Here is a 19,968-nt window from a genome sequence, read left to right on the forward strand (position 1 = left end):
ACGGCGTAAAGCCGATTAGCGGGCGAGTGGCTTCGTCAAGTCGTAGAGGGTGGCTTCACCTGCGGAAACCTTGGTGAAGTTGACCTTCACCCAGGTGGTGAGGGCGTTGCTGGTGCCACCCCCGGGGCCGCCCGTCATCCGCACCCGCTCGCCGGTGCCGGCCGGGATGCTCCCGCCGCCGGGGCCGCCTTCGCCCCCGCCGCCGCCTTCGCTCTCGATGAAGAAGTGGATCTTCCCTTCGCGTACGTACGTCTGGAACTGCGCCAGGGTCGGGGACGGGTCGCTGCCGTTGAAGCCGCCGATGGCCATCACGGGCTGCTGGGTGGCGAGTTGGTAGCTCGCGGCGTTCTGCGAGCCGATGGCCGCGGCGGCCCAGGTGTAGTCCTCGGCGTGTGCCTCGATGCGGGCCTTGGCGGTGGCGTCCACGCGCCGACCGTCGAGGAGACCGTTCATGGGAGTCCCGGTGGTCCTGTTGGTGGTGCCGGAGGGGATCGGGGTCCCCGGGGCTGCTGTCCGGCCGCCGGGGGCGTCCGGCTGGGTGGTGCCACCGGGGGGCGTGCCGCCGCCCGGCCGGGTGGCGGCGCCGGGAGGCGTGCCGCCGCCCGTCCCGGTGCCGTCGGCCTGGCCGTCCGGGACTGCGAACTGCCCGCCAGGTGCCTGGCCGCGTGCCGGCCCGGGGCCGCCGCCGGCGCCGCCGAAGCCGCCCCGGGTGGAGGGCCCCGCCGTCACGATGGAGCCGGTGTGGGCGGTGCCCACGGTCTGGGCCGCGTACGCCGCCGGGCCCGCGAGGCCGGTGGCCAGGCCGAGAGAGGCCGCGCCCACGGCGACGTACCGTACGAGCCGTCCCTCGGTCAGCCTGCCGGGCAGCAGGCCGGTCGCGAGCAGCCCGAGCGCGGCGAGGGCACCGGTCACCGGCAACACCGCCCGCAACCACGGCAGATGGTCGGGGGTACGGCCGAGCAGGACGTACGCCCAGGCAGTGGTGACACCGACGGTGACCGCCAGGGTCAGCGCGGCGGCCGGGGCGCGGCGCTCCTCCCACAGGACGGTCGTTCCCATGCCGATCAGGGCGGCGACGTACGGGGCGAGAGCCACCGTGTAGTACTCGTGGAAGATGCCGGCCATGAAGCTGAAGACGACGGCGGTCGCCAGCAGCGCCCCGCCCCAGGCCAGGAACGCGGCCCGGGCGGTGTCGGTGCGGCGCGCCCGCCACGTCACCGCGAGCCCGGCGGCCAGCAGGATCAGCGCGGCGGGCAGCAGCCAGGAGATCTGGCCGCCCACACTCGTGCCGAACATCCGCAGCAGCCCTGACTCGCCCCACATACCGCCGCCGCCCCCACCCCCGCCGGGACCGCCCGCACCACCGGGTCCCCCGCCGCCGACGCTGCCGGTCTCGTTGCCGTTGAGACGGCCGAGACCGTTGTAGCCGAAGGTCAGCTCCAGGAAGGAGTTGGTCTGGGAGCCGCCGATGTACGGGCGCGAGTCGGCCGGCCACAGTTCGACGAGTGCCACCCACCATCCGGCGGACAGCACCAGTGCGAGCCCCGAGAGCGCGAGTTGGCCGAACCGGCGGGCGACGCCGGTCGGCGCGCAGACCGCGTACAGCACGGCCAGCGGCGGCAGGATCAGGAACGCCTGGAGCGTCTTGGTCAGGAACGCGAAGCCGACCACGGCCCCCGCCCACACCAGCCACCTGGTCCGCCCGTCCTCCAGCGCGCGCAGCACGAGGTACACGGTGCCGGTCATCAGGAGGGTGAGCAGCGCGTCGGGGTTGTTGAAGCGGAACATCAGCGCGGCGACGGGCGTGAGCGCCAGCACCGTACCGGCGATGATTCCGGCGGCGTACGAGAAGCGGCGCCGGACGGCCGCGTACAGCACGGCGACCGTACCCACTCCCATCAGCACCTCGGGCACCAGGATCTGCCAGGAGCCGAGCCCGAAGAGCCGGACGGAGAGTGCCATCGGCCAGAGGGCGGCCGGGGGCTTGTCGACGGTGATGGAGTTCGCGGCGTCGGACGAGCCGAAGAAGAACGCCTTCCAGCTCTCGCTGCCGGCCTGGACGGCGGCCGAGTAGAAGGAGTTGGCGTAGCCGGAGGAGGAGAGATTCCAGAGGTAGAGCGCGGCGGTGGCCAGGAGGAGGACGGCGAGACCGGGGCGGATGGCGGGGAGGCGCCGGGGGGTCGACTTGGTCGGTTGCATGGGGGGTTCAGCTCTTCTCGGCGGGAGCGGAGGCGGGGGTGGGCGCGGGGGCGGAGGTGGACGCGGGTGCTTGCGCTGGTGCGGGTGCTGGTGCTGGTGCGGGTGCGGGTGCTGGTGCTGGTGCGGGTGCTTGCGCTGGCGCGGGTGTTGTCGTCGGCGCCTCGGGGAAGACCCAGGCGCGCAGCAGCAGGAAGCGCAGGACGGTCGCGGCGAGGTTGGCCGCCACGAGGACGGCGAGCTCGCTGTGCGGCGAGGGCGACCCGCTCGCGGCACCGAGCGCGGCGAGGGAACCGCTGGTCAGCGCGAGCCCGATGCCGAGGACGACGAGTCCCTGCGCCTGCTGGCGGACGGCCCTGCGGCGCCCGCGCACCCGGAAGGTGAAGCGGCGGTTGGCGGCGGTGTTGGCCACCGTGGACAGCAACAGGGCTGCGGCATTGGCCAGTTGGGGCTCAGCGAGCGTGCGCGCGAGGGAGTAGAGCGCGAGGTACAGCAGCGTACTGAGCACACCGACGCAGCAGAAGCCGATCAGCTGGCGGACGAGCCCGCGGGGCACGGCGCCGCCCTCGTCGAACGCGCGGTCCCTCGGGTCGTCGCCGAAGGGGCGGGCCAGCCGGTCCAGCGGGAGCGCGCCCACCGCGAGCGCCCGCCCCACCCGCCACACCCCCTTGAGGTCGTCGACGGCGGTACGGAGGATCCGCACGCTGGAGCGGGGGTCGTCGACCCAGTCGACCGGCACCTCGTGAATGCGCAGCCCGGCCCGCTCCGCGAGCACCAGCAGCTCGGTGTCGAAGAACCACCCGGTGTCCTCGACCATCGGCAGCAGCCTGCGGGCCACATCGGCCCTGATCGCCTTGAAGCCGCACTGGGCGTCGCTGAAGCGGGCGGCGAGCGAGGAGCGCAGGATGAGGTTGTACGTCCGCGACACGAACTCCCGGCGCGGGCCGCGCACCACCCGGGACCCGCCCGCGAGCCGGGTGCCGATGGCGAGGTCGGAGTGGCCGGAGATGAGCGGGGCGGCCAGCGGGAGCAACGCGTTCAGGTCCGTCGAGAGATCGACGTCCAGGTAGGCGAGCACGGGCGCGTCCGAGGCCTCCCAGATGGCCCGCAGCGCCCGGCCGCGCCCCTTCTCCCCCATCCGCACCGACCGCACGGCGGGCAGTTCGGCCGCGAGCCCGGCGGCGACGGCGGGAGTGCGGTCGGTGCTGGCGTTGTCGGCGACGGTGATGCGGAAGGGGTAGGGGAAGGTCCGCGTCAGATGCTCGTGCACCCGGCGCACGCACGGCTCCAGGTCGTCCTCCTCGTTGTGGACGGGAACGACGAGGTCGAGGACGGGCAGGCCGTGGGGTGAGAAGGGGGTGGGCCGACGGGCGGGCAGCACGTCGGGCTCCGGTGCGCGGAGGGAACTCTCGAAGGGGGGCCTCATGGGAACGACGGTGCCCGTGGAGGCTGTTGAGGGGGTGTGGTGGGGCTGTGGGTGGGCTGTGAGATGAATCCGGGGCGGGGGTGCGGGCGGGGGGCGGGGGGCGGGTAGGTGGGGGCGTGGGTGCAGGCGGGCTACGGGTGACTACGAGTGGGGTTCGCCGCCCTCCGGCAGCCGCACCGTGAACACCGTGCGCCCCGGCACGCTCTCGACCCCCACGGTGCCCCCGTGCGCCAGGACCACCGCCCGCACAATGGCCAGCCCGAGGCCTGTGGAGGCGGGCGGGGCGGTGACAGGAGCGGGCCGGGCGGTGGAGGCGGGCGGAGCGGTGGCAGGGGCGGGCCGGGCGGTGGAGGCGGGCGGAGCGGTGGCAGGGGCGGGCCGGGCGGTGGAGGCGGTCGTGCCATCGGGTCTGCTCCTGCCCGGCCTCCTGCTCTGCCCCGCCGGCCCGGTCCTCGTCCGCGCCACGTCTCCCCGGGCGAACCGTTCGAAGACCCGGCCCACCAGCTCCGGTGCGATGCCCGGCCCGTCGTCCCTGACCTCGACGACCACGCCCCGGCCGGCCCCGTCCGCCGGTTCAGCACGCACGCACGTCGTCACGGTGGTGCCGGGGGGCGTGTGCGTACGGGCGTTGCCGAGGAGGTTCACCAGTACCTGCTGGAGACGCGCCGGGTCTCCCCGTACGAGAACGGGTTCGCCGGGCAGCTCCAGCTGCCAGACGTGGTCCTGCCCGGCCACCCGTGCGTCACTCACCGCGTCCACGACGAGCGGGAGGAGATCGGTGTTCTCCTGGGCAAGCAGGGCACGGGGAGGCTGGGCCGGTCCGTCAGGTCGGCCCGTTCCGTTCGGTCCGCCCGGTACGTTCGGTCGGCCCCGTCCGACAGGGCGGCCCGGTCCGTTCGCTGCCTCTTCTGCGTCCGCGTCCGCGTCCAGTCTGGCCAGCAGCAGCAGGTCCTCCACCAGGCCCGTCATCCGCGTCGCCTCCGACTCGATCCGCCCCAGCGCGTGCCGGGTGTCCGGCCCGGTGGCGGCTGCCTCGTCGCTCCGGCGGGTGAGTTCGGCGTACCCCCGTATCGATGCCAGGGGCGTGCGCAGCTCATGACTGGCGTCCGCGACGAACCGCCGTACCCGCATCTCGCTGTCCTGCCGGGCGGCCAGCGCGGAGCCCACGTGCCCGAGCATCCGGTTGAGCGCCGCGCCCACCTGCCCCACCTCGGTACGCGCATCCGCCTGCGCCTGCGGTACGCGCTCGTGGAGCGCCACCTCGCCCCGGTCCAGCGGCAGTTCGGACACCCGGGTGGCGGTCGCGGCGATCCGGCGCAACGGCCGCAGCGCCGCCCCCACCAGGGCGTGCCCCGCGAGACCTGCGGCCACCAGCGCGGCGAGGGTCACACAGACGACGACCACGACGAGGGTGTGGATGGTCTCCTGCACACCGTTGAGCGGAAACCCGAGGACGAGAGGCTGACCGGAGGAAGGCGTGCCGGTGCCCGGGGCCACTCCGGGACCGGCATCAAGACCGGCATCACCTGCATCACGACCGGCATCAGGACCTGCACCGGGGCCCGGCCCCGGGTAGATGCCGGGCGGCAGTTGCCCCGGAAGCACGTTCCCGTCACCGCTCCCCGCCAGCACCCGGTACTCCCCCAGCCCGGGCACCGTCACCCTGTGGGGTTCGCCGTCCCTGGGCACCGAGTCCAGGGCCTTCACCTGGGCCGGAGTCAGCTTGTCCAGGTGAGCCCTGACCCGCTTTTCCGCCGCTGCGTCCGCATCCGGAGCATCCGCATCCGGAGGGTCCGCACTCACGACACCGCCACCGTTGCGCAGGCCCACCGCCCCGAGCGGATTACCTGGGGCGGCCACGAAGTCCAGCCCCCGCCCGTGGTCCCGCTGCACGCCCTGGCTCAGCCGTTCGTCCACCTGGCGTTCCAGGTACGACTGGAGGGCGACGGAGGTCACCGCCCCCACCACCACCGTCACCACGGCAACGAGCGCCACACAGCACACCACCAGCCGCGCCCGCAACGAAAGCCCCGGCCGCGACGCACCACTCAGCAGCGGCCCCCGCAGGGGAGCCCTCCGGAGAGAAGCACCCCGGAGGGACCCACTCCGGGGAGACACACCCCGGAACAGCGGCTTCCGCACCTCACCCACCCGGCTTGATCAGATACCCGGCCCCGCGCCGCGTGTGGATCATCGGCGTACGCCCCGCGTCGATCTTCTTGCGCAGGTACGAGATGTAGAGCTCGACGACATTGGCCTGGCCGCCGAAGTCGTAGTTCCACACCCGGTCGAGGATCTGCGCCTTGCTGAGCACCCGCTTCGGGTTGCGCATGAGGAACCGCAACAGCTCGAACTCGGTCGCCGTCAGCCGCACCTCGGTCCCGCCCCGCCACACCTCGTGGCTGTCCTCGTCGAGCCGGAGGTCCCCCACGACCAGCTCCGAGGCGGACCGGGCGATCACACCGGCACCACCACCCACACCGCTCCCACCGCTCCCACCGCTCCGCCGGATCAGCCCCCGCAGCCGCGCCACGACCTCCTCCAGGCTGAACGGCTTGGTCACGTAGTCGTCGCCGCCCGCCGTGAGTCCGGCGATCCGGTCCTCCACCGCGTCCTTGGCCGTCAGGAACAGCACCGGCACCTCGGGCAGGTCCTCGCGCACCCGCCGCAGTACCGCCAGCCCGTCCATGTCCGGAAGCATGACGTCCAGTACGACGGCGTCCGGGCGGAAGTCCCGTGCCGTGCGGACCGCCGTCGCCCCGTTGCTCGCGCTGCGCGTCTGCCAGCCCTCGTACCGCAGCGCCATGCAGAGCAGTTCGGCGAGCGGTGCCTCGTCGTCCACCACCAGGACGCGTACGGCGCCGCCATCACCCGCCGCCCCCGCTCCCGTACCCACGCCGCCGCCCGCCCGGAGCGCGCGCTCCGCCGTCCGCACCTGCTCTGTCGTCCGCATGCGGTCAGACTGGCGGGGACCCGTGAGAGCTTGCTTGCGCGTTCCTGTGAATCAGCTGAGAAGAGCCGAGAGGGAGGGGAGGGGAGGGGAGGGGAGGGGAGGGGAGCGAGACGGTGCTGGGGGGCAGCGGCTCACGCTCCCGGGACCTCAACCCCCGCGGCCGTTCCAGTCCGGCTGCACGGGATTCCGTACCCGACCGGGAGCAACTTCCCCCGATCGGCTCCACATCGTGCCGGCCGGAATAGCCGCAGCCACCTGGCCGTTGCCCCCCACATGACCTCCGACGCCACCCCTGCCCCCACCCCTTCCCCCGCCTCGGGCACCTCCGATGGCTCCGCCCCTTCCGCCCCGTCCGCCCCTGCCGTCACGTACGGCCGGCTCGGCGTCTGGAGCAGCGCCCTGCGCGCCGAGACACCCGAGCAGCGGCTCGAACTCACGGACGCGGTAACGGAACTGGAGGACCTGGGCTACGGAACGGTGTGGTCCGGCGGCAGTCCCTCGCTGGACGACGTTGCTCCGCTCCTTCAGGCGACGCGCCGCATCACGGTGGCCACCGGCATCCTCAGCCTCTGGGAGCACACCGCGCAGGAGGTCGCCGCGCAGGCCGCCCGCTTCGAGGAGCAGTACCCGGGCCGTTTCGTACTGGGCCTGGGGGTGAGCCACGGCGCGCTCGCCCCGCAGTACGCACGGCCGTATTCGTCGATGGTCGACTACCTGGACGCGCTGGACGCCGCCCCGGTCCCGCTGCCCGCCGGCCGCCGGGTGCTGGCCGCCCTCGGCCCGAAGATGCTGAAGCTGGCGGCGGACCGTGCGTCGGGTGCCCATCCGTACCTGGTGACCCCTGAGCACACGGCCCAGGCCCGCGAGACGCTCGGCCCGGACGCCTTCCTGGCCCCCGAGCTCACGGTCGTACTCCACCCCGACCTGGACCGGGCCCGCACGGTCGCCCGTACGATGCTCGGCTTCTATCTCACGCTCCCCAACTACACCAACAACCTCCTCCGCCTCGGTTTCACGGAGGCCGACTTCGAGGGCAACGGCAGCGACCGCCTGCTCGACGCCCTCTTCGCACTGGGCAACGCGGACCGCGTACGGGCAAAGGCGGAGGAGTACTTCGCGGCGGGCGCCGACCACCTGGCCCTCCAGGCCCTGCCGACGGACGAGGGCCAGTCGCCTCTCCCCCGGGCGGAGTGGCGGGAGCTGGCGAAGGCGCTTCTCTGAGGGATGCAGGGATCGGCGGGTCCCGGGGAGCCAGGGACCGGCTCGTGGTCCCCGGGGCCGGGGAGAGGGATCGGCGGGTCCCGGGGGGCAGGGATCGGCGGGTCCCGGGGGGGCAGGGATCGGCGGGTCCCGGGGGCAGGGGTCAGCCCAGCCCGAAGAGCCTGGCCCCGTTCCCGTAACAGACCGCCCGTAGCCATTCCTCGCCCAGCTGGAGCCGCTCCAACGACTCCAGCTGGTGCAGGTACCCGTACGGGATGTTCGGGAAGTCGCTCCCCAGCAGCACCCGGTCCCCCAGGTCTCCCAGCCGTCCCAGCTCTTCCTTGGGGAACGGCGCCATCCGCTCGCTGAAGTCCGTGAACGCCATCGTGGTGTCGAGCCGGACCTCTGAGTACCGCTCCGCCAGATCCAGGAAGTCGGCGTACTCCGGCATCCCCATGTGGGCAACGATCAGCGGGAGCTGCGGATGCCGCGCGAGCAGCTCCCCGACCGGCCCCGGCCCGGTGAACTTCCCGGGGGCCGGCCTCGAGCCGCAGTGCATCACCACCGGAATCCCGGCCTCCGCGAGCAGCCCCCACACCGGCTCCAACAGCGGGTTATGGGGGTCGTACGCCCCCACCTGCAAGTGCGACTTGAAGACCCGGGCCCCGCCCTCCACGGCCTGCCGCACGTACGCCTCGACCCCTGCCTCCGGAAAAAGGGTCGCCGGCCGCAGACACCCCTCCGTACGCGCCGCGAACTCCGCTCCCCACCCGTTCAGCCACTCCGCCATGCCGGCCTTGTGCGGGTAGATCATCGAGGTGAACCCGACCACCCCGAACTCCCGCAACAGCGCGACCCGTTCCTCTTCCTCGTACCGGTACGTGATCGGCCACTCGACCCCGGTCATCGGCCCGACGGCATCGAAGTACGCCCACACCTTCTCCAGCACCCGCGCGGGCATGAAGTGCGTATGCACATCCACCAGCCCTGGAACCCCGAGCCGCCCCCAGAAGTCCCGTATCTGCGCTGCCTCATCCGCACTCGTCGTCATGGCGGGAACGGTACGTGTGCAACGTCCGTGCATGAAGTTGCACGTTATCCACAGGGGATGACCTGCGTTCTTGCTCAACGTGTCTGCTCTATAGACACCTCGTTCAAGATCGTCGAAGGCCACTTGGTTGCGCTCCGACACGTGGCGGATGAGAGCTTGCCTGACGTTCGTGTAGCCAAGCCCACTCGCGAAGTCCGTCGCCGGGAACCAGTGCGTCCCATCCGGCAACGTCACCCTCCGCACCCGCGCACCGGTCGCCGCGTACACGAAGTCGCCAATGTCGATGGCATCCCGTCGCTGCTCCGTCGCCTCTTCCGGCGGGCCATTCTCCTGCTCGTCCATCGAGCAGCACCTCCACCCGGAAGCTGACACACAAGTCAAGCCAACTGGCGCGAAATAGGCCCAAGTTCACCCGAAGGGCGACAGGAATCTCTCGTTCCGCCCCAGCAACAAGCTCACCGCACCCGCACGCCACTCCGCACCCTCAGAACAACCCCTCCTGCACCCCCGCCTCCGCCCCCTTCTCCACCCACGTCACCGGCACGGTCACCCCACCAGCTGCATCCCCCTCCCCGCGCTCCAGCCCCCACCCCGCCAACAACCGACTGTCCACCACCACAACCCCCGGAGCCCCCGGACCCCCGGGAGCCCGCGCCGCCCCCGAAGCCCCGGGACCCCTCACAGCCCCAAGCACCCGCGCCGCCCCCACACCCTCCACCTCCAGATGCAGATCCGGCCCCGCCACAGCCACCACCCGCCCCGCCACGCTCCCCCCATTCACCAGTTCCCGCACCACACCCGCCACGCCCCCGGCGTCCACCAACCCCTCCAGCCCGAACACCCCGGCATGGTCGACCACCTCGCACTCCGCCACCCCCAGCGCCTCCGGCCACCCCTCCAACCCCACCGCCCGCGCATGCAACTCCCGCACCTCCGCAGCACGTTCTTCCAGCCCCGGCAACGCATCCCGCACCGCCCGCTTCTTCGCGTACGAGATCCGGTCCGGCACCCCGAGCCCCGCCCGCAGCAACTCCTCGCACCTGCGCGCGGCCATCAGCGGCCCCCGCCCGAGCCAGCTGAACGCCACCGCCCCCTGCTCCAGCAGCCGCGCCGGCCCCCGGTCCTCCCGGGTGATCCCCACCTTGACCATCCCCGGCCCGAACCACGCCAGGTACACGGCGTACGGACGTGGATCGTCGGCCATCGTGTCGGCCGCCACCGACCGCGACCGGTCCAGCCGCGCACACTCCGCGCACTGCGCCTGAGTGGCCCGCCCCGCCACCACTGCGGAGCGGGGGCACGGGTTCCCCCGCACCCCCAGGCACTGCCGCTCCCCCACCACCCGGAAGGCAACGTTCCGGCCGTACGCCGCCACCCGGTTCGCTCCGCCCGCCGCCACGGGAGGCACCCCCGGTGGCGTCCCGAGGAGCACCTCACCCGAAGACTCCGCACCTCCGGCCCCTTCGGCCTTCGCCTGGTACGCCTCAGCCGCGTTCACCTCGTCCGCGTCGGCCTTCGCCCGGTTCGCCTCAGCCGCGGCGGCCTGCGCCCCGTACGCCCCCGTCCGGTACGCCTCAGCCGCGCCCACCTTCGTCCCGTACGAAAGCGGACTGACCTGCTCCGCCCCCACCCACCGCAGCACGGGCCCCTCGATCCACGACCATCCGATGCCCGCGCTGCGCCACACCATCCCGCTCACCTCTCCTGTTCAGCGGGTACCGCCCGCCCCTCGGCCCTCAACCGGTACGCCGCCTGCGCCGGTAGTACGCGACGGCCACCACCGCGAGCAACGGGCCCCAGAGGACCAACGGTGCGTACGCGGCGGTCATGACCCACCAGAGTCCCCCGTCGGGAGCGTCGGGCGCCCCCATATTGTCCGCGTCTGCCCAGGCCATCGCTCCGGTGAAGGTGAAGAACGTCAGGGCGGCGGCCCCGGCCAGCGCCACGGCCGTCGCGGGCAACGCGGGCACCCGCCGCCCGCCCAGCCCGGGCACCCACTCGGGAAGCACCTCACCCCACCGATGGACCAGCCCGAGCGTGAGCAACGCGAGCAACTCCGCCGCGAGGCTCAGCCCGAGCAGATAGAAGGACTCCTTCGCGGGGAAGTTCTCCGGCGCGAGAAGCCCCTCGAACCCCGAGTCCCACCCGAAGGCGATGGCGACCCGCCACACCCCGGACGGCAACGCCGCAAGCACCGCCCCGTGTGCCGCCAAGCGAACCCACCGCGACACCCCAGGAGCCCCGGCAACCCCAGCCCCTCCGGAAGCCCCCGGCTCCCCATGGCCACCCCCACCACGCCCCTCCCCACCGGGGTGCTCCACTCCCTGCCGCACCCCACCCACCACGTCAGCCACGACGCCCCACCGCCCCAGCACCCTCGGAGACCCCGGCCGGCCACGCCGCCACGGCCACACCTACACCCGCGCCCGCACCCGGCACATCCGGCGCACTCATCACATCCGGCGCACCCGGCGCACCCGGCACACCCGGCACACCCGGCGCACCCGAAACCTTCCGCAGCTCCGCAGGGACGACCTTGAACCCGCTCTCCCGTACGGCCGCACCACCCCCCATCACGCGGCTCTCAGGCTCGACACCGCGGGCCTCCCCCGGCCCGGCCGCACCACGCTCCGTTCCCGTTCCCCACAACGCTGCATGCACCACGGCGGCTGCCCCAGCAGCCTCACTCACAAGACCACGCACATCTAACTCCTCTGCCGGACGGGCCACTCAGGGCCTCAACGGGAGCGACCGGCGCTTCTCGAAGCCACCCTCGCCGCCCCTTCAGGAACGGCTCCAGCCTCGCCCGCCACCCCCGCCCGAGCCCATCCGCCGATCGGCAGAAACCTCGGTCCCCGCTATGCCCCAACCTCTCCCGATCGGCAGAGCCGCGCCCCGCACACCCGCCCGTACGCTGCCCATATGCCCGCACCAACCACCTTTCCCACGCCCCTACTTACTCCGCCCCTTCCCCCGCACCGCCTGGCTCGCCGCTTCCCGTCGCGCACTGATCGCCGCCCCGACCGAGGCGACCGGCCCCGGCCACCCGCAGGGCGGCATCCCCCTGCGTCCGGCCTACGCCATCCCGGCCCCGCCCGCCCCCACACTCCTCCCCCACAGCACCTCGCAGCCCCCTTCGCGGCATCCCTCTCCGCACCCCTCGCTCCCAGCTGGGCAGCCCTCCAGGCGCTCCCCAGCCTGGCCTGCGTCGCCCTCATCGCCTGGTCCCTGATCCCCCACCGCCCCGCTTCCCCTCCCCACCCCGCACCCACTACGACTCCCACCCCCACCCCCACCTCCCACACCTCCCATCCCACTCGCACCCTTCGCCACCGCCACCTCTCCCGCCTCGCCCTTCCCACCGCAGCCTGTGCGGCGCTCTCGCTGCTCACTACATTTGCGACCCCGCCCTCCACCAACGGCTCGCTCTGGAAGGTCGCCGAGGCGGCCCTCCTCTCCCTGCTCATCGCCGTGGGGGCGCGCTGGTCGCCGGTACGCGAACTGTGCTTCGCGTTGCCCCTCGCCGCTGCCGCCGTATCCCTCTGGCCGGTCCGTTTCGTCACCGGCAGTTCCTTCCTCGAAGACGCGGGCATCGCCACCTTCTGGCTGACCCCCGCCCTCGCCGCGGCTGCCACCGGCGCCTACCTGCGCCGGGTCGAACACCGCCGGCACCAGGCCGTCACGGAGGCCCGCCGCGCCCAGCGGCTCCAACTCTCGCGGGACCTGCACGACTTCGTGGCCCACGACGTCAGCGGCATAGTGGTCCAGGCCCAGGCGGCCCGCTTCGTCGCGGCAACGGACCCCGCCCAGGCAGTCCTCGCCCTGGAACGCATCGAGAAGGCCGGACTGAGCGCACTCGCCGCCATGGACCGCACCGTCCAGATGCTGCACGGCCCGGAACAGGCCGCCACCACCGCACTTCCGGGACTCGACCGGCTCCCCGCGCTGATATCCGACTTCACCTCGGCCGGCACCACCGAGGCCCGCCTGACCCCACTCCCCTCCCCGCACCCACCGCTGTCCCGCGAGTCCGGTGCCGCCGCCTACCGGATCACCGCCGAAGCACTCACCAACATCCGCCGCCACGCCCCCGCCGCCCCGCACGCCACCGTCGTCCTGACCGAGACACCCACCACCGTGGAACTTCGCATCACCAACGCCCCCGGCACCGCCCCCGCCCAGGCCGCCCGTACGAAAAGAACCGGAGGGCTGGGAATCCCCGCGCTCACCGAACACGCCGAAGCACTGGGCGGCACCCTCACCGCAGGCCCGCGCCCCGACGGCGGCTGGCAACTGACCGCCGTACTACCGAAGGACCCCACCCCATGACCCCCACCACGCCCATCACGCCCGCCACGCCCGGCGCACCGCATGCCCCGACCCGCATCCTGCTCGCCGACGACCAGGCCGACATACGCAGCGGCTTCCGCCTGATCCTCGATTCGCAGCCGGACATGACGGTGATCGCGGAGGCCGCCGACGGCACCACCGCCGTCGACCTGGCCCGCTCGCTCCGCCCCGACCTGGTGCTGGCGGACATCCGTATGCCGGGCCTGGACGGACTGGAAGTCACCCGCCGCCTGACGGGCCCGGACGTCCCCGACCCCATACCGGTCCTCGTCGTCACCACGTTCGACCACGACGACTACGTCCGTACGGCGCTGCGCGACGGCGCCTGCGGATTCCTGCTGAAACGCTCTGGGCCGGCCCTCCTGATCGAAGGCGTCCGCGCCGCCATGTCCGGCGACGTGCTGATCAGCCCGCAGATCACCGTCCGACTCCTCCAGTCCCTCACCCCGCCGCCCCCGGCACCGGCCCGCCCCCGGCAGCCCTCCCCCCTGACCCCCCGCGAGGAGGAGATAGCCCGCCTGGTCGCCGAGGGCCTCACCAATGCCGAGATCGGCGCCCGCCTCTTCATCTCCGCCGGCACCGCCAAGACCCACATCGCCCACATCCAGTCCAAGCTCAAGGTCCGCAACAGGGTCGGCATCGCTGCCTGGACCTGGCAGTCCGGCCTCCCCACCGCCCCTGAGTGACCCTTGCCGAAGGAACTCAGGCAGAAGTGAGTACGAGCGCCCTCACCGCCCCGCCCACGACGGGACAGGCTGTCGTCATGAGCCCAGAACAGCGCAAGCCTCTCCCCGAACTCCTCTCGGCCACCGCCATGGCCCTTCTCGCGCTGGGGGCATGGGCCGCCTGGCTGGGCTGGGACCAGACCCGCGACGTGCACCCCGACGGCTCGTCGACCGGCCCGTACGAGGCGTGGCAGGTGATCGGCCTGGTCCTGACCCTGCTGATCCCGCTCTACTGGGCCGCCGCCCGGCGGCACCTGGTCGCCGCCGTGCTGAGTATCCCGCTCGGCCTCACCCTGGCCACGTACGTCGACTGGTCGGACGACGCCAGCGGCCTCTTCGTGATCGGTGTGCTGATGACCCTGCTGGGCAGCCTGGCCACCACCGGAATCGCCACCGCCGTCATCACCACGGCCACCCGGCCCGGCCCCCACGCCCGACCCGCCACCTGAGCCCCACACCCGGCGCCGGGGATCCGATGCCGGGGGCCCGGCGCCCACCTCCGGTCCGGTGTCCGGCCCGGGCTGACCGGTTGCTGTACTCCGCTGCTGTACGGGCAACGCAAAAGGCCCCGGACGCAATGTCCGGGGCCTCTCACCAATGTGCACTCGGCAGGATTCGAACCTGCAACCTTCTGATCCGTAGTCAGATGCTCTATCCGTTAAGCTACGAGTGCTTGTCGCTGTGCTTCCGGGCCGTTTTCCGCCCCGTCGGCGTTGCAAGAAGAACATTACATGACCTGCGCCGTCATGCGAAATCCATTGAGCACACCCGGCCTGAGCTGGGAAAACACTCGGACGAGTGACATCTCGCGACTCCTCTGCGACTACCCGCCGGCCCGCTCCCCCGCCCGCTCGCCGCGCGGATCCGAGGGAGGCGCGCGGCAGGAACGACAGAAGCCCCGGTCCTGGTGGACCGGGGCTTCATGGTGCTGGCGGAGGCGGAGGGATTTGAACCCTCGATGGGCTTTAAGACCCAAACCGCATTAGCAGTGCGGCGCCATAGACCGGACTAGGCGACGCCTCCAGCACGACCCAGAACGCCATCGCTTGCGCGATCGCGAGTAGGTGCGTTGCAGATGATGGCACAGCATTGCGCGGTGTCACCAATCGCACCCCACGGTACTAGGCGACCGGGCCGCAGGGCAAAGCACTTCCGCACCGGTCACCGCCGGGGGCTTGGAGCCCCCGGGGAGGGCCCGGAGCCCCCGGGGAGGGCCTGGCCGGGACGGGGAGCCGGGCCGAGGGCGGAGGGGCGCGCCGCGGGGCACGGACGCAGGGGGCGCGTCGGGCACGACAGGGACGGGTGTGCGGGAAGCGGGTGGAGTGGGCGGGCGTGCCCCGGGTATGCGCCGGGGGTCAGTGCCCGACGCACCAGGCCGCCGTAAGCACAGGGCCCGCCCGCAAGATCCACTTCGGACGGACCGTGAGCTCTCCCTCATCCGCCGTCACGCCCGTATCCCCAGCCTTTAGACTCCTTCCAGTGACAACACGCGGCCCGAGGGGAAAAATTGGGGTCGCCGGAGGGTCACCAACTGGGCAAGGTGCAGTAATCAGGGAGGAACCGTCGTCGTGAGCAGCAGGCCATCCCGAGGCGCTGCTCGCCTCGCAGCGATACTCGACGCTCTCCCGGACGGGCTCCTGCTCGTCAATTGCAACGGGACCGTCGTCAACGCCAACTCCATCGCCCTGGAAACCTTCGAGACTCCGGGCACCGCCCTGGTGGGACGCGGACTGCTCGATCTCTTGCCGGAGTTCGACTCCAAACTGATCCCCGGCTCCATGCGCCGCCCGGAGAACACCGACGCGCAGGGCCGCACCAAGCCCACCCGCATGACGGCGCGCCGGACCGACGGCAGCGTGTTCCCCGTCGAGGTGACCTCGGCGAACCTCGAGGACGGCCGGGACGCGTTCAGCGCAGACCGGGCCGCCGGGTCCACCTCCCTGACCGGGGACGAGCTGCTGATGCTCGTCGTAAGGGACCTTTCGGGCACCGTCGACACCGAGGCCGAGCTGGCCCGTTCGCAGCGGCAGACCGAGATGATCCTGCGGGCCGCCTCCGAAGGCGTGGTCGGGACGGACACCGAAGGCCGGATCGTCCTCGCCAACCCGGCCGCCGCGCAGATCCTCGGCTTCCGGGCCAGCGACCTGGGCGGCAGGTCGCTGCACGAACTGGCAGTGCACTCCCGGGCCGACGGGACACCCTTCCCGTACGAGGAGACACCGCTCGCCGACACCCTGAAGTCCGGGCGCAAGCACCGGGTGCGCGGGCAGGTGCTGTGGGCGAAGAGCGGCAAGGCGGTGCCGGTCGACATGACCACCGCACCGGTGCGCGACGGCGAGCAGCTGGTCGGCGCGGTGATGACGTTCACCGACCGCCGCCCGTACGACGAACTGGTCACCCAGCACGCCGAGGAACTGGCCGCGCTCACCGCGCAGCACGCCGAGGAACTGGCGACGACGCGCGAACGGTACGACGCGGAAGTCGCGATGGGCCGTGAGCGGTACGAGGAACTGTCCGGGCGGCACACCCAGTTGAGCGCCGTGCTCGGAGGCTCGCTGCGCGGGCCGCTGCAGGAGCTGCGCGGCGAGCTCGGGACGCTGGCCGCCGACCCGGCGGGCCAGCTATGGCCCGAGGCCAACCAGGTACTGCACCACCTGGCCGCCGGATATGCCCGGATGACGACCCTGGTCGACAACGTGCTGGGCTACCAGCAGCTGGCCGCCGGCGGCGAACCGCTGGTCAAGGCGAACGTCCTGGTGGACGGGGTCGTCGCGGCGGCGGTGGAGGGTGCGGTCGAGCTGATCGGGCCCGGGCGTGCGCAGTTCGCCGTGCACGCGCCGCCGATCGAGGCCGAGGTGGACGGTGCGCGGCTGGCGACGGCGCTGGCGCATCTGGTGGCCGACGTGGCCGGGGTGGACTCGACGGGCAAGGCTCCGGTGGCCGCGGCCACCGGGGGCTACGTCGACTCGACGATCGTGGTGGCCGCGGCCCAGCGCGGCGAGGTCGTGCGCTTCGAGGTACGCGGCCCCTACCCGGGCGGCGACCCGGTGCACGGGCCGATCGTGCGGGGCATCGTGCAGGCGCACGGCGGTGTGCTCCAGACGCACGACGTCCCCGGGATGAGCGGCAGCGCCTACGTGCTGGAGGTGCCGTTGGGCGCGGGCTCCGGGGCGGTCGAGGCTCCGGCCCCCGCTTCGGAGGCGGCCGCCGCGGTCACCCCGGCCCCTGCGGAGGCCCCGCCGGAGGCCTCGGCGGACGCCCCGGCCGAGGCACCTTCGCTGCCCGCGCAGCAGGGCGGCGGACGGCGGGCCCGACGCGGGTCCACGGACGCGTTCCTGGAAGCGGGCGGCGACGGGAACGCGGCCGCCGCCCCGGCCGTCCCCGGTGACGAGAGTGCGGCCAACGGTGCCGCGCAGAGCGCGCCGAGCGGACGGCGGCGGGCCCGGCGCGGACCTGGTGAGGAGCAGCAGGAACTGATCCCGGCGCAGGGTACGGGCGAGGGAGCGGGCGGCGCGGGCGGCACCGGCCGTCGGCGCGGGCGGCCGAGCCCTGCCGAGGAGCAGGGGACCGTTGGCGGCAGCGCCACCGGATCGGCGTCCGGAGCGGGCGCAGCCGCGGGTCCGGCGCAGGCGGCCGGCGCAAGCAGGGCTGAGGGCTCAGGCGCGGGCTCGGGCGCGGGCGCGGGCGCGGGCGCGGGCGCGGGCGCGGGCTCAGCTGAGGGCCCGGACATGACTGCGGGCTCAGGCACGGCAGCTAGTTCCGGCACGGCTCCGGGAGCGGACGCGGAGCGCGGTGACGGAGCCCCTTCCGGCTCGGGTGGCGCCGGGGGCGGGCAGGCATTGGCGCTGCCCGCCCCCGCGCGGTCGTCCGAGGGGGCCGGTGAGCGGCCCGTCGGTCGGACCGCAGGGGCCGGACCGGCGGGAGAGGGCCCGGCCGGACGCGCGGCGCTCGCTGAGACCGTGCCTCCGCAGGGAGCCGCCCAGGGGGGAGTTCCCCCGCAGGGAGCCTCCCCCGAGGTTCCGCAGAGTGTGCCGCCCCAGGGCCTTTCCGGTGCGGCGGCCGAACGGGCACAGGCCCAGGCACCCACGGGCCGCCGTGCCCGCCGTGAGGGAAGCGCGATGCCCGCGCTGCCGCCGGGGGGCGTCCCGGACCGGACCCCGCCCGCACCGCCGGAGGAAGGTGCCGGACACGGGCCCGACACCGGCCACACCCCCGGCGCTTCTGCCGGTCCCGGACACTCCCCCGGCGATCCTGCCGGCCCCGGACACAGCGCCGGCGCTTCTGCCGGTCCCGGACACAGCGCCGGTCACCCCGACATCCCGGCAGCCAGAACCGGACGGGGCGACGGCGGTACGGGCTCCGGCCCCGCCCCGTACGGGCGAACCGGTCCGCCCGCCCCCGACGCTCCCGGCAGCGGCACCGCCCCTGTGCCCCCCGGGCTGTCCGCCACCGACACCTCGGGCCACGGCCAGGTCCTCGCCTCCGCGGGCGCTCCCCTGGGCGCCTCCCAGCAGCGCGCCCAGGGCCAGGCCGCCCAGACCGCCCAGGCCGCTTCCGGGGGCAGGCGGGCGCGGCGGGCGCTGGCCACCGCTCCGGCGGCCGAGGCCGAAGGCCCGCGCAGCCCGTTCGCGCTGCCTCCCGCCGAGGCGGACCGCACCCCCGGCCACGTCACGGAGGCGCCCGGCGAGCAGCAGGTGCCCTCCGGCCCGGCACCCGGCGGCTGGCCCACGCCGTCCGCGCAGGTGGCGAACCCCGCACAGCCGCAACCGCAACCCCTGCCGCAGGCACTGCCGCGTACCCCGTCGCAGCCCCTTCCGCTGCCTGCCGAGGCCACGCACTCGACCCAGGGGCGTGCCTTCAGCGTGCGGACGCTCGGGCAGGGCATGCCGTTCGCACAGCAGATCACCCAGCAGCAGAACCAGACGCTGGGTTCCGGACGGCGCCGCAAACTGGCCACCCCCTCGGAGGACGAGCGTGGGGCCGCGGCGACATCGGCACCCCCGGCCGAACCGGCTGCGCGCCCGCACCCGCACAGCGGCCAGCAGGACCCCGCCGACCCGCACCAGCAGTTGATCTCGACGCCGACCGAGGGGCGCGCCTACGCCATAGACGCACCCGACGAGGGCAGTGAGGGTCCCGAGCCGCTGGACGGTCCGAACGGTGCCGTGGAGGTCGCCAACCGGCCCGTACCGCAGCCCGTGGACGACGAGCTGCCCCCGGAGCCGCTGGACAACCCGCGCCGGCTGCTGGTGTGGCCCGCGCCGGACGTCTCGACGGAGCAGGCCCTCAGCGACCGCGGGTACCGGCCGGTGATCGTGCACTCCCGCGAGGAGGTCGACGCACAGATCGCCGCCTTCCCGGCCGCGCTGTTCGTCGACCCGCTGACCGGTCCGATCACCCGTACCGCGCTCCAGTCGCTGCGCCAGGCCGCTGTGGCGGCCGAGGTGCCGGTGCTGGTCACGGCCGGTCTGGGGCAGGCGACCCGGGAGGCCGCCTACGGGGCGGACCCGGCCGTGCTCCTCAAGGCTCTCGCCCCGCGCGACAGTGAGCAGCACCCGCCGAGGGTGCTGCTGATCGAGGAGCACGAGGAGATCGCGCTCGCGCTCAACGCCACTCTGGAGCGGCGCGGCATGCAGGTCATGCGCGCCGCCGACGACAACGAGGCCGTGGCGCTGGCCACCCAGATGCGTCCGAATCTGGTGGTCATGGATCTGATGCTGGTACGCCGCCGCAGGGCGGGCATCATCGACTGGCTGCGGGCGAACGGGCAGTTGAACAGGACCCCGCTCGTCGTCTACACCTCCGCCGGACTCGACCAGGCGCAGCTTCCGAAGCTGGCGTCGGGCGAGACGGTCCTCTTCCTCGCGGAGCGCTCCACGAGCGCCGAGGTGCAGGGGCGGATCGTCGACCTGCTGGCGAAGATCGGCACCAACTGACGCACCGAGGTCGGCACCAACTGACTTACGAGCGTGGATGTTTCACGTGAAACGGGCGCGGTGTCGCGGGTGGGACGCGCAGGCGTGTTTCACGTGAAACGGGTGGGTGTGTTTCACGTGAAACACACCCA

Annotated in this window: 12 protein-coding genes, 2 tRNA genes and 1 pseudogene; 5 read left to right on the forward strand and 10 right to left on the reverse strand. The window is 73.2% G+C overall.

Features of this window, described 5'->3' with window-relative positions:
• Positions 1 to 15 precede the first annotated feature (15 nt).
• From ACFWVV_RS05585 to ACFWVV_RS05600, 4 genes are all read right to left on the reverse strand, one after another.
• On the reverse strand, positions 16 to 2,199 hold the full coding sequence (locus tag ACFWVV_RS05585) for an ArnT family glycosyltransferase (protein WP_384343242.1): 2,184 nt from the start codon (positions 2,197 to 2,199) through the stop codon (positions 16 to 18).
• 7 nt (positions 2,200 to 2,206) lie between these two features.
• Positions 2,207 to 3,622, reverse strand: a complete 1,416-nt coding sequence (locus ACFWVV_RS05590; RefSeq protein ID WP_384343239.1) for a glycosyltransferase — start codon at positions 3,620 to 3,622, stop codon at positions 2,207 to 2,209.
• Positions 3,623 to 3,763: 141 nt separating this feature from the next.
• Positions 3,764 to 5,617, reverse strand: coding sequence for a sensor histidine kinase (locus tag ACFWVV_RS05595; RefSeq protein WP_384343236.1), 1,854 nt, complete (start codon positions 5,615 to 5,617; stop codon positions 3,764 to 3,766).
• A 148-nt stretch (positions 5,618 to 5,765) separates the two neighbouring features.
• Positions 5,766 to 6,575, reverse strand: a complete 810-nt coding sequence (locus tag ACFWVV_RS05600) for a response regulator transcription factor (protein ID WP_384343233.1) — start codon at positions 6,573 to 6,575, stop codon at positions 5,766 to 5,768.
• A 273-nt stretch (positions 6,576 to 6,848) separates the two neighbouring features.
• Here ACFWVV_RS05600 and ACFWVV_RS05605 point away from each other — a divergent pair, with 273 nt between their 5' ends.
• Positions 6,849 to 7,796 (forward strand): LLM class F420-dependent oxidoreductase, encoded by a 948-nt coding sequence (locus ACFWVV_RS05605; RefSeq protein WP_384343230.1) that lies wholly within the window; start codon positions 6,849 to 6,851, stop codon positions 7,794 to 7,796.
• 142 nt (positions 7,797 to 7,938) lie between these two features.
• Here ACFWVV_RS05605 and ACFWVV_RS05610 read toward each other — a convergent pair whose 3' ends face one another.
• From ACFWVV_RS05610 to ACFWVV_RS05625, 4 genes and pseudogenes are all read right to left on the reverse strand, one after another.
• Positions 7,939 to 8,826 carry an amidohydrolase family protein gene (locus tag ACFWVV_RS05610; protein ID WP_384343597.1) on the reverse strand — a complete coding sequence of 296 codons (888 nt, stop codon included), beginning with the start codon at positions 8,824 to 8,826 and terminating at the stop codon, positions 7,939 to 7,941.
• Between the two features lie 168 nt (positions 8,827 to 8,994).
• Positions 8,995 to 9,168, reverse strand: a pseudogene (locus ACFWVV_RS05615) (DNA-binding protein); the annotation flags it as partial.
• Between the two features lie 142 nt (positions 9,169 to 9,310).
• Positions 9,311 to 10,516 (reverse strand): DUF2797 domain-containing protein, encoded by a 1,206-nt coding sequence (locus ACFWVV_RS05620; protein ID WP_384343227.1) that lies wholly within the window; start codon positions 10,514 to 10,516, stop codon positions 9,311 to 9,313.
• A gap of 46 nt (positions 10,517 to 10,562) precedes the next feature.
• Entirely contained in the window at positions 10,563 to 11,039 is a 477-nt protein-coding gene (locus ACFWVV_RS05625; RefSeq protein WP_384343225.1) for a hypothetical protein, read from the reverse strand.
• Between the two features lie 709 nt (positions 11,040 to 11,748).
• On the opposite strand from ACFWVV_RS05625, the gene ACFWVV_RS05630 reads away from it, so the two are divergent.
• The 3 genes from ACFWVV_RS05630 (at position 11,749) to ACFWVV_RS05640 (ending at position 14,350) form a co-directional block, all read left to right on the forward strand.
• A complete protein-coding gene (locus ACFWVV_RS05630; RefSeq protein ID WP_384422617.1) occupies positions 11,749 to 13,155 on the forward strand; it encodes a sensor histidine kinase in 1,407 nt (468 codons plus the stop codon).
• Positions 13,152 to 13,862: a response regulator gene (locus ACFWVV_RS05635; protein WP_384343220.1), complete on the forward strand. Its 711-nt coding sequence runs from the start codon at positions 13,152 to 13,154 to the stop codon at positions 13,860 to 13,862. Before ACFWVV_RS05630 ends, ACFWVV_RS05635 begins: the two co-directional genes overlap by 4 nt.
• Before the next feature lie 77 nt (positions 13,863 to 13,939).
• Positions 13,940 to 14,350 (forward strand): hypothetical protein, encoded by a 411-nt coding sequence (locus ACFWVV_RS05640; protein WP_384343594.1) that lies wholly within the window; start codon positions 13,940 to 13,942, stop codon positions 14,348 to 14,350.
• Positions 14,351 to 14,501: 151 nt separating this feature from the next.
• On the opposite strand, the gene ACFWVV_RS05645 is transcribed toward ACFWVV_RS05640, so the two are convergent.
• Together ACFWVV_RS05645 and ACFWVV_RS05650 are read right to left on the reverse strand one after the other, a co-directional pair.
• Positions 14,502 to 14,574: transfer RNA gene (locus tag ACFWVV_RS05645), tRNA-Arg, on the reverse strand.
• A 256-nt stretch (positions 14,575 to 14,830) separates the two neighbouring features.
• Positions 14,831 to 14,924, reverse strand: a tRNA-Ser gene (locus ACFWVV_RS05650).
• Between the two features lie 545 nt (positions 14,925 to 15,469).
• Here ACFWVV_RS05650 and ACFWVV_RS05655 point away from each other — a divergent pair.
• The gene (locus ACFWVV_RS05655; RefSeq protein WP_384343217.1) at positions 15,470 to 19,837 is read left to right on the forward strand and encodes a PAS domain-containing protein; all 4,368 of its coding nucleotides are present in this window, start codon (positions 15,470 to 15,472) and stop codon (positions 19,835 to 19,837) included.
• Positions 19,838 to 19,968: the final 131 nt, after the last annotated feature.

The sequence above is a fragment of the Streptomyces sp. NPDC058663 genome (assembly GCF_042716745.1).
Taxonomy (GTDB): domain Bacteria; phylum Actinomycetota; class Actinomycetes; order Streptomycetales; family Streptomycetaceae; genus Streptomyces.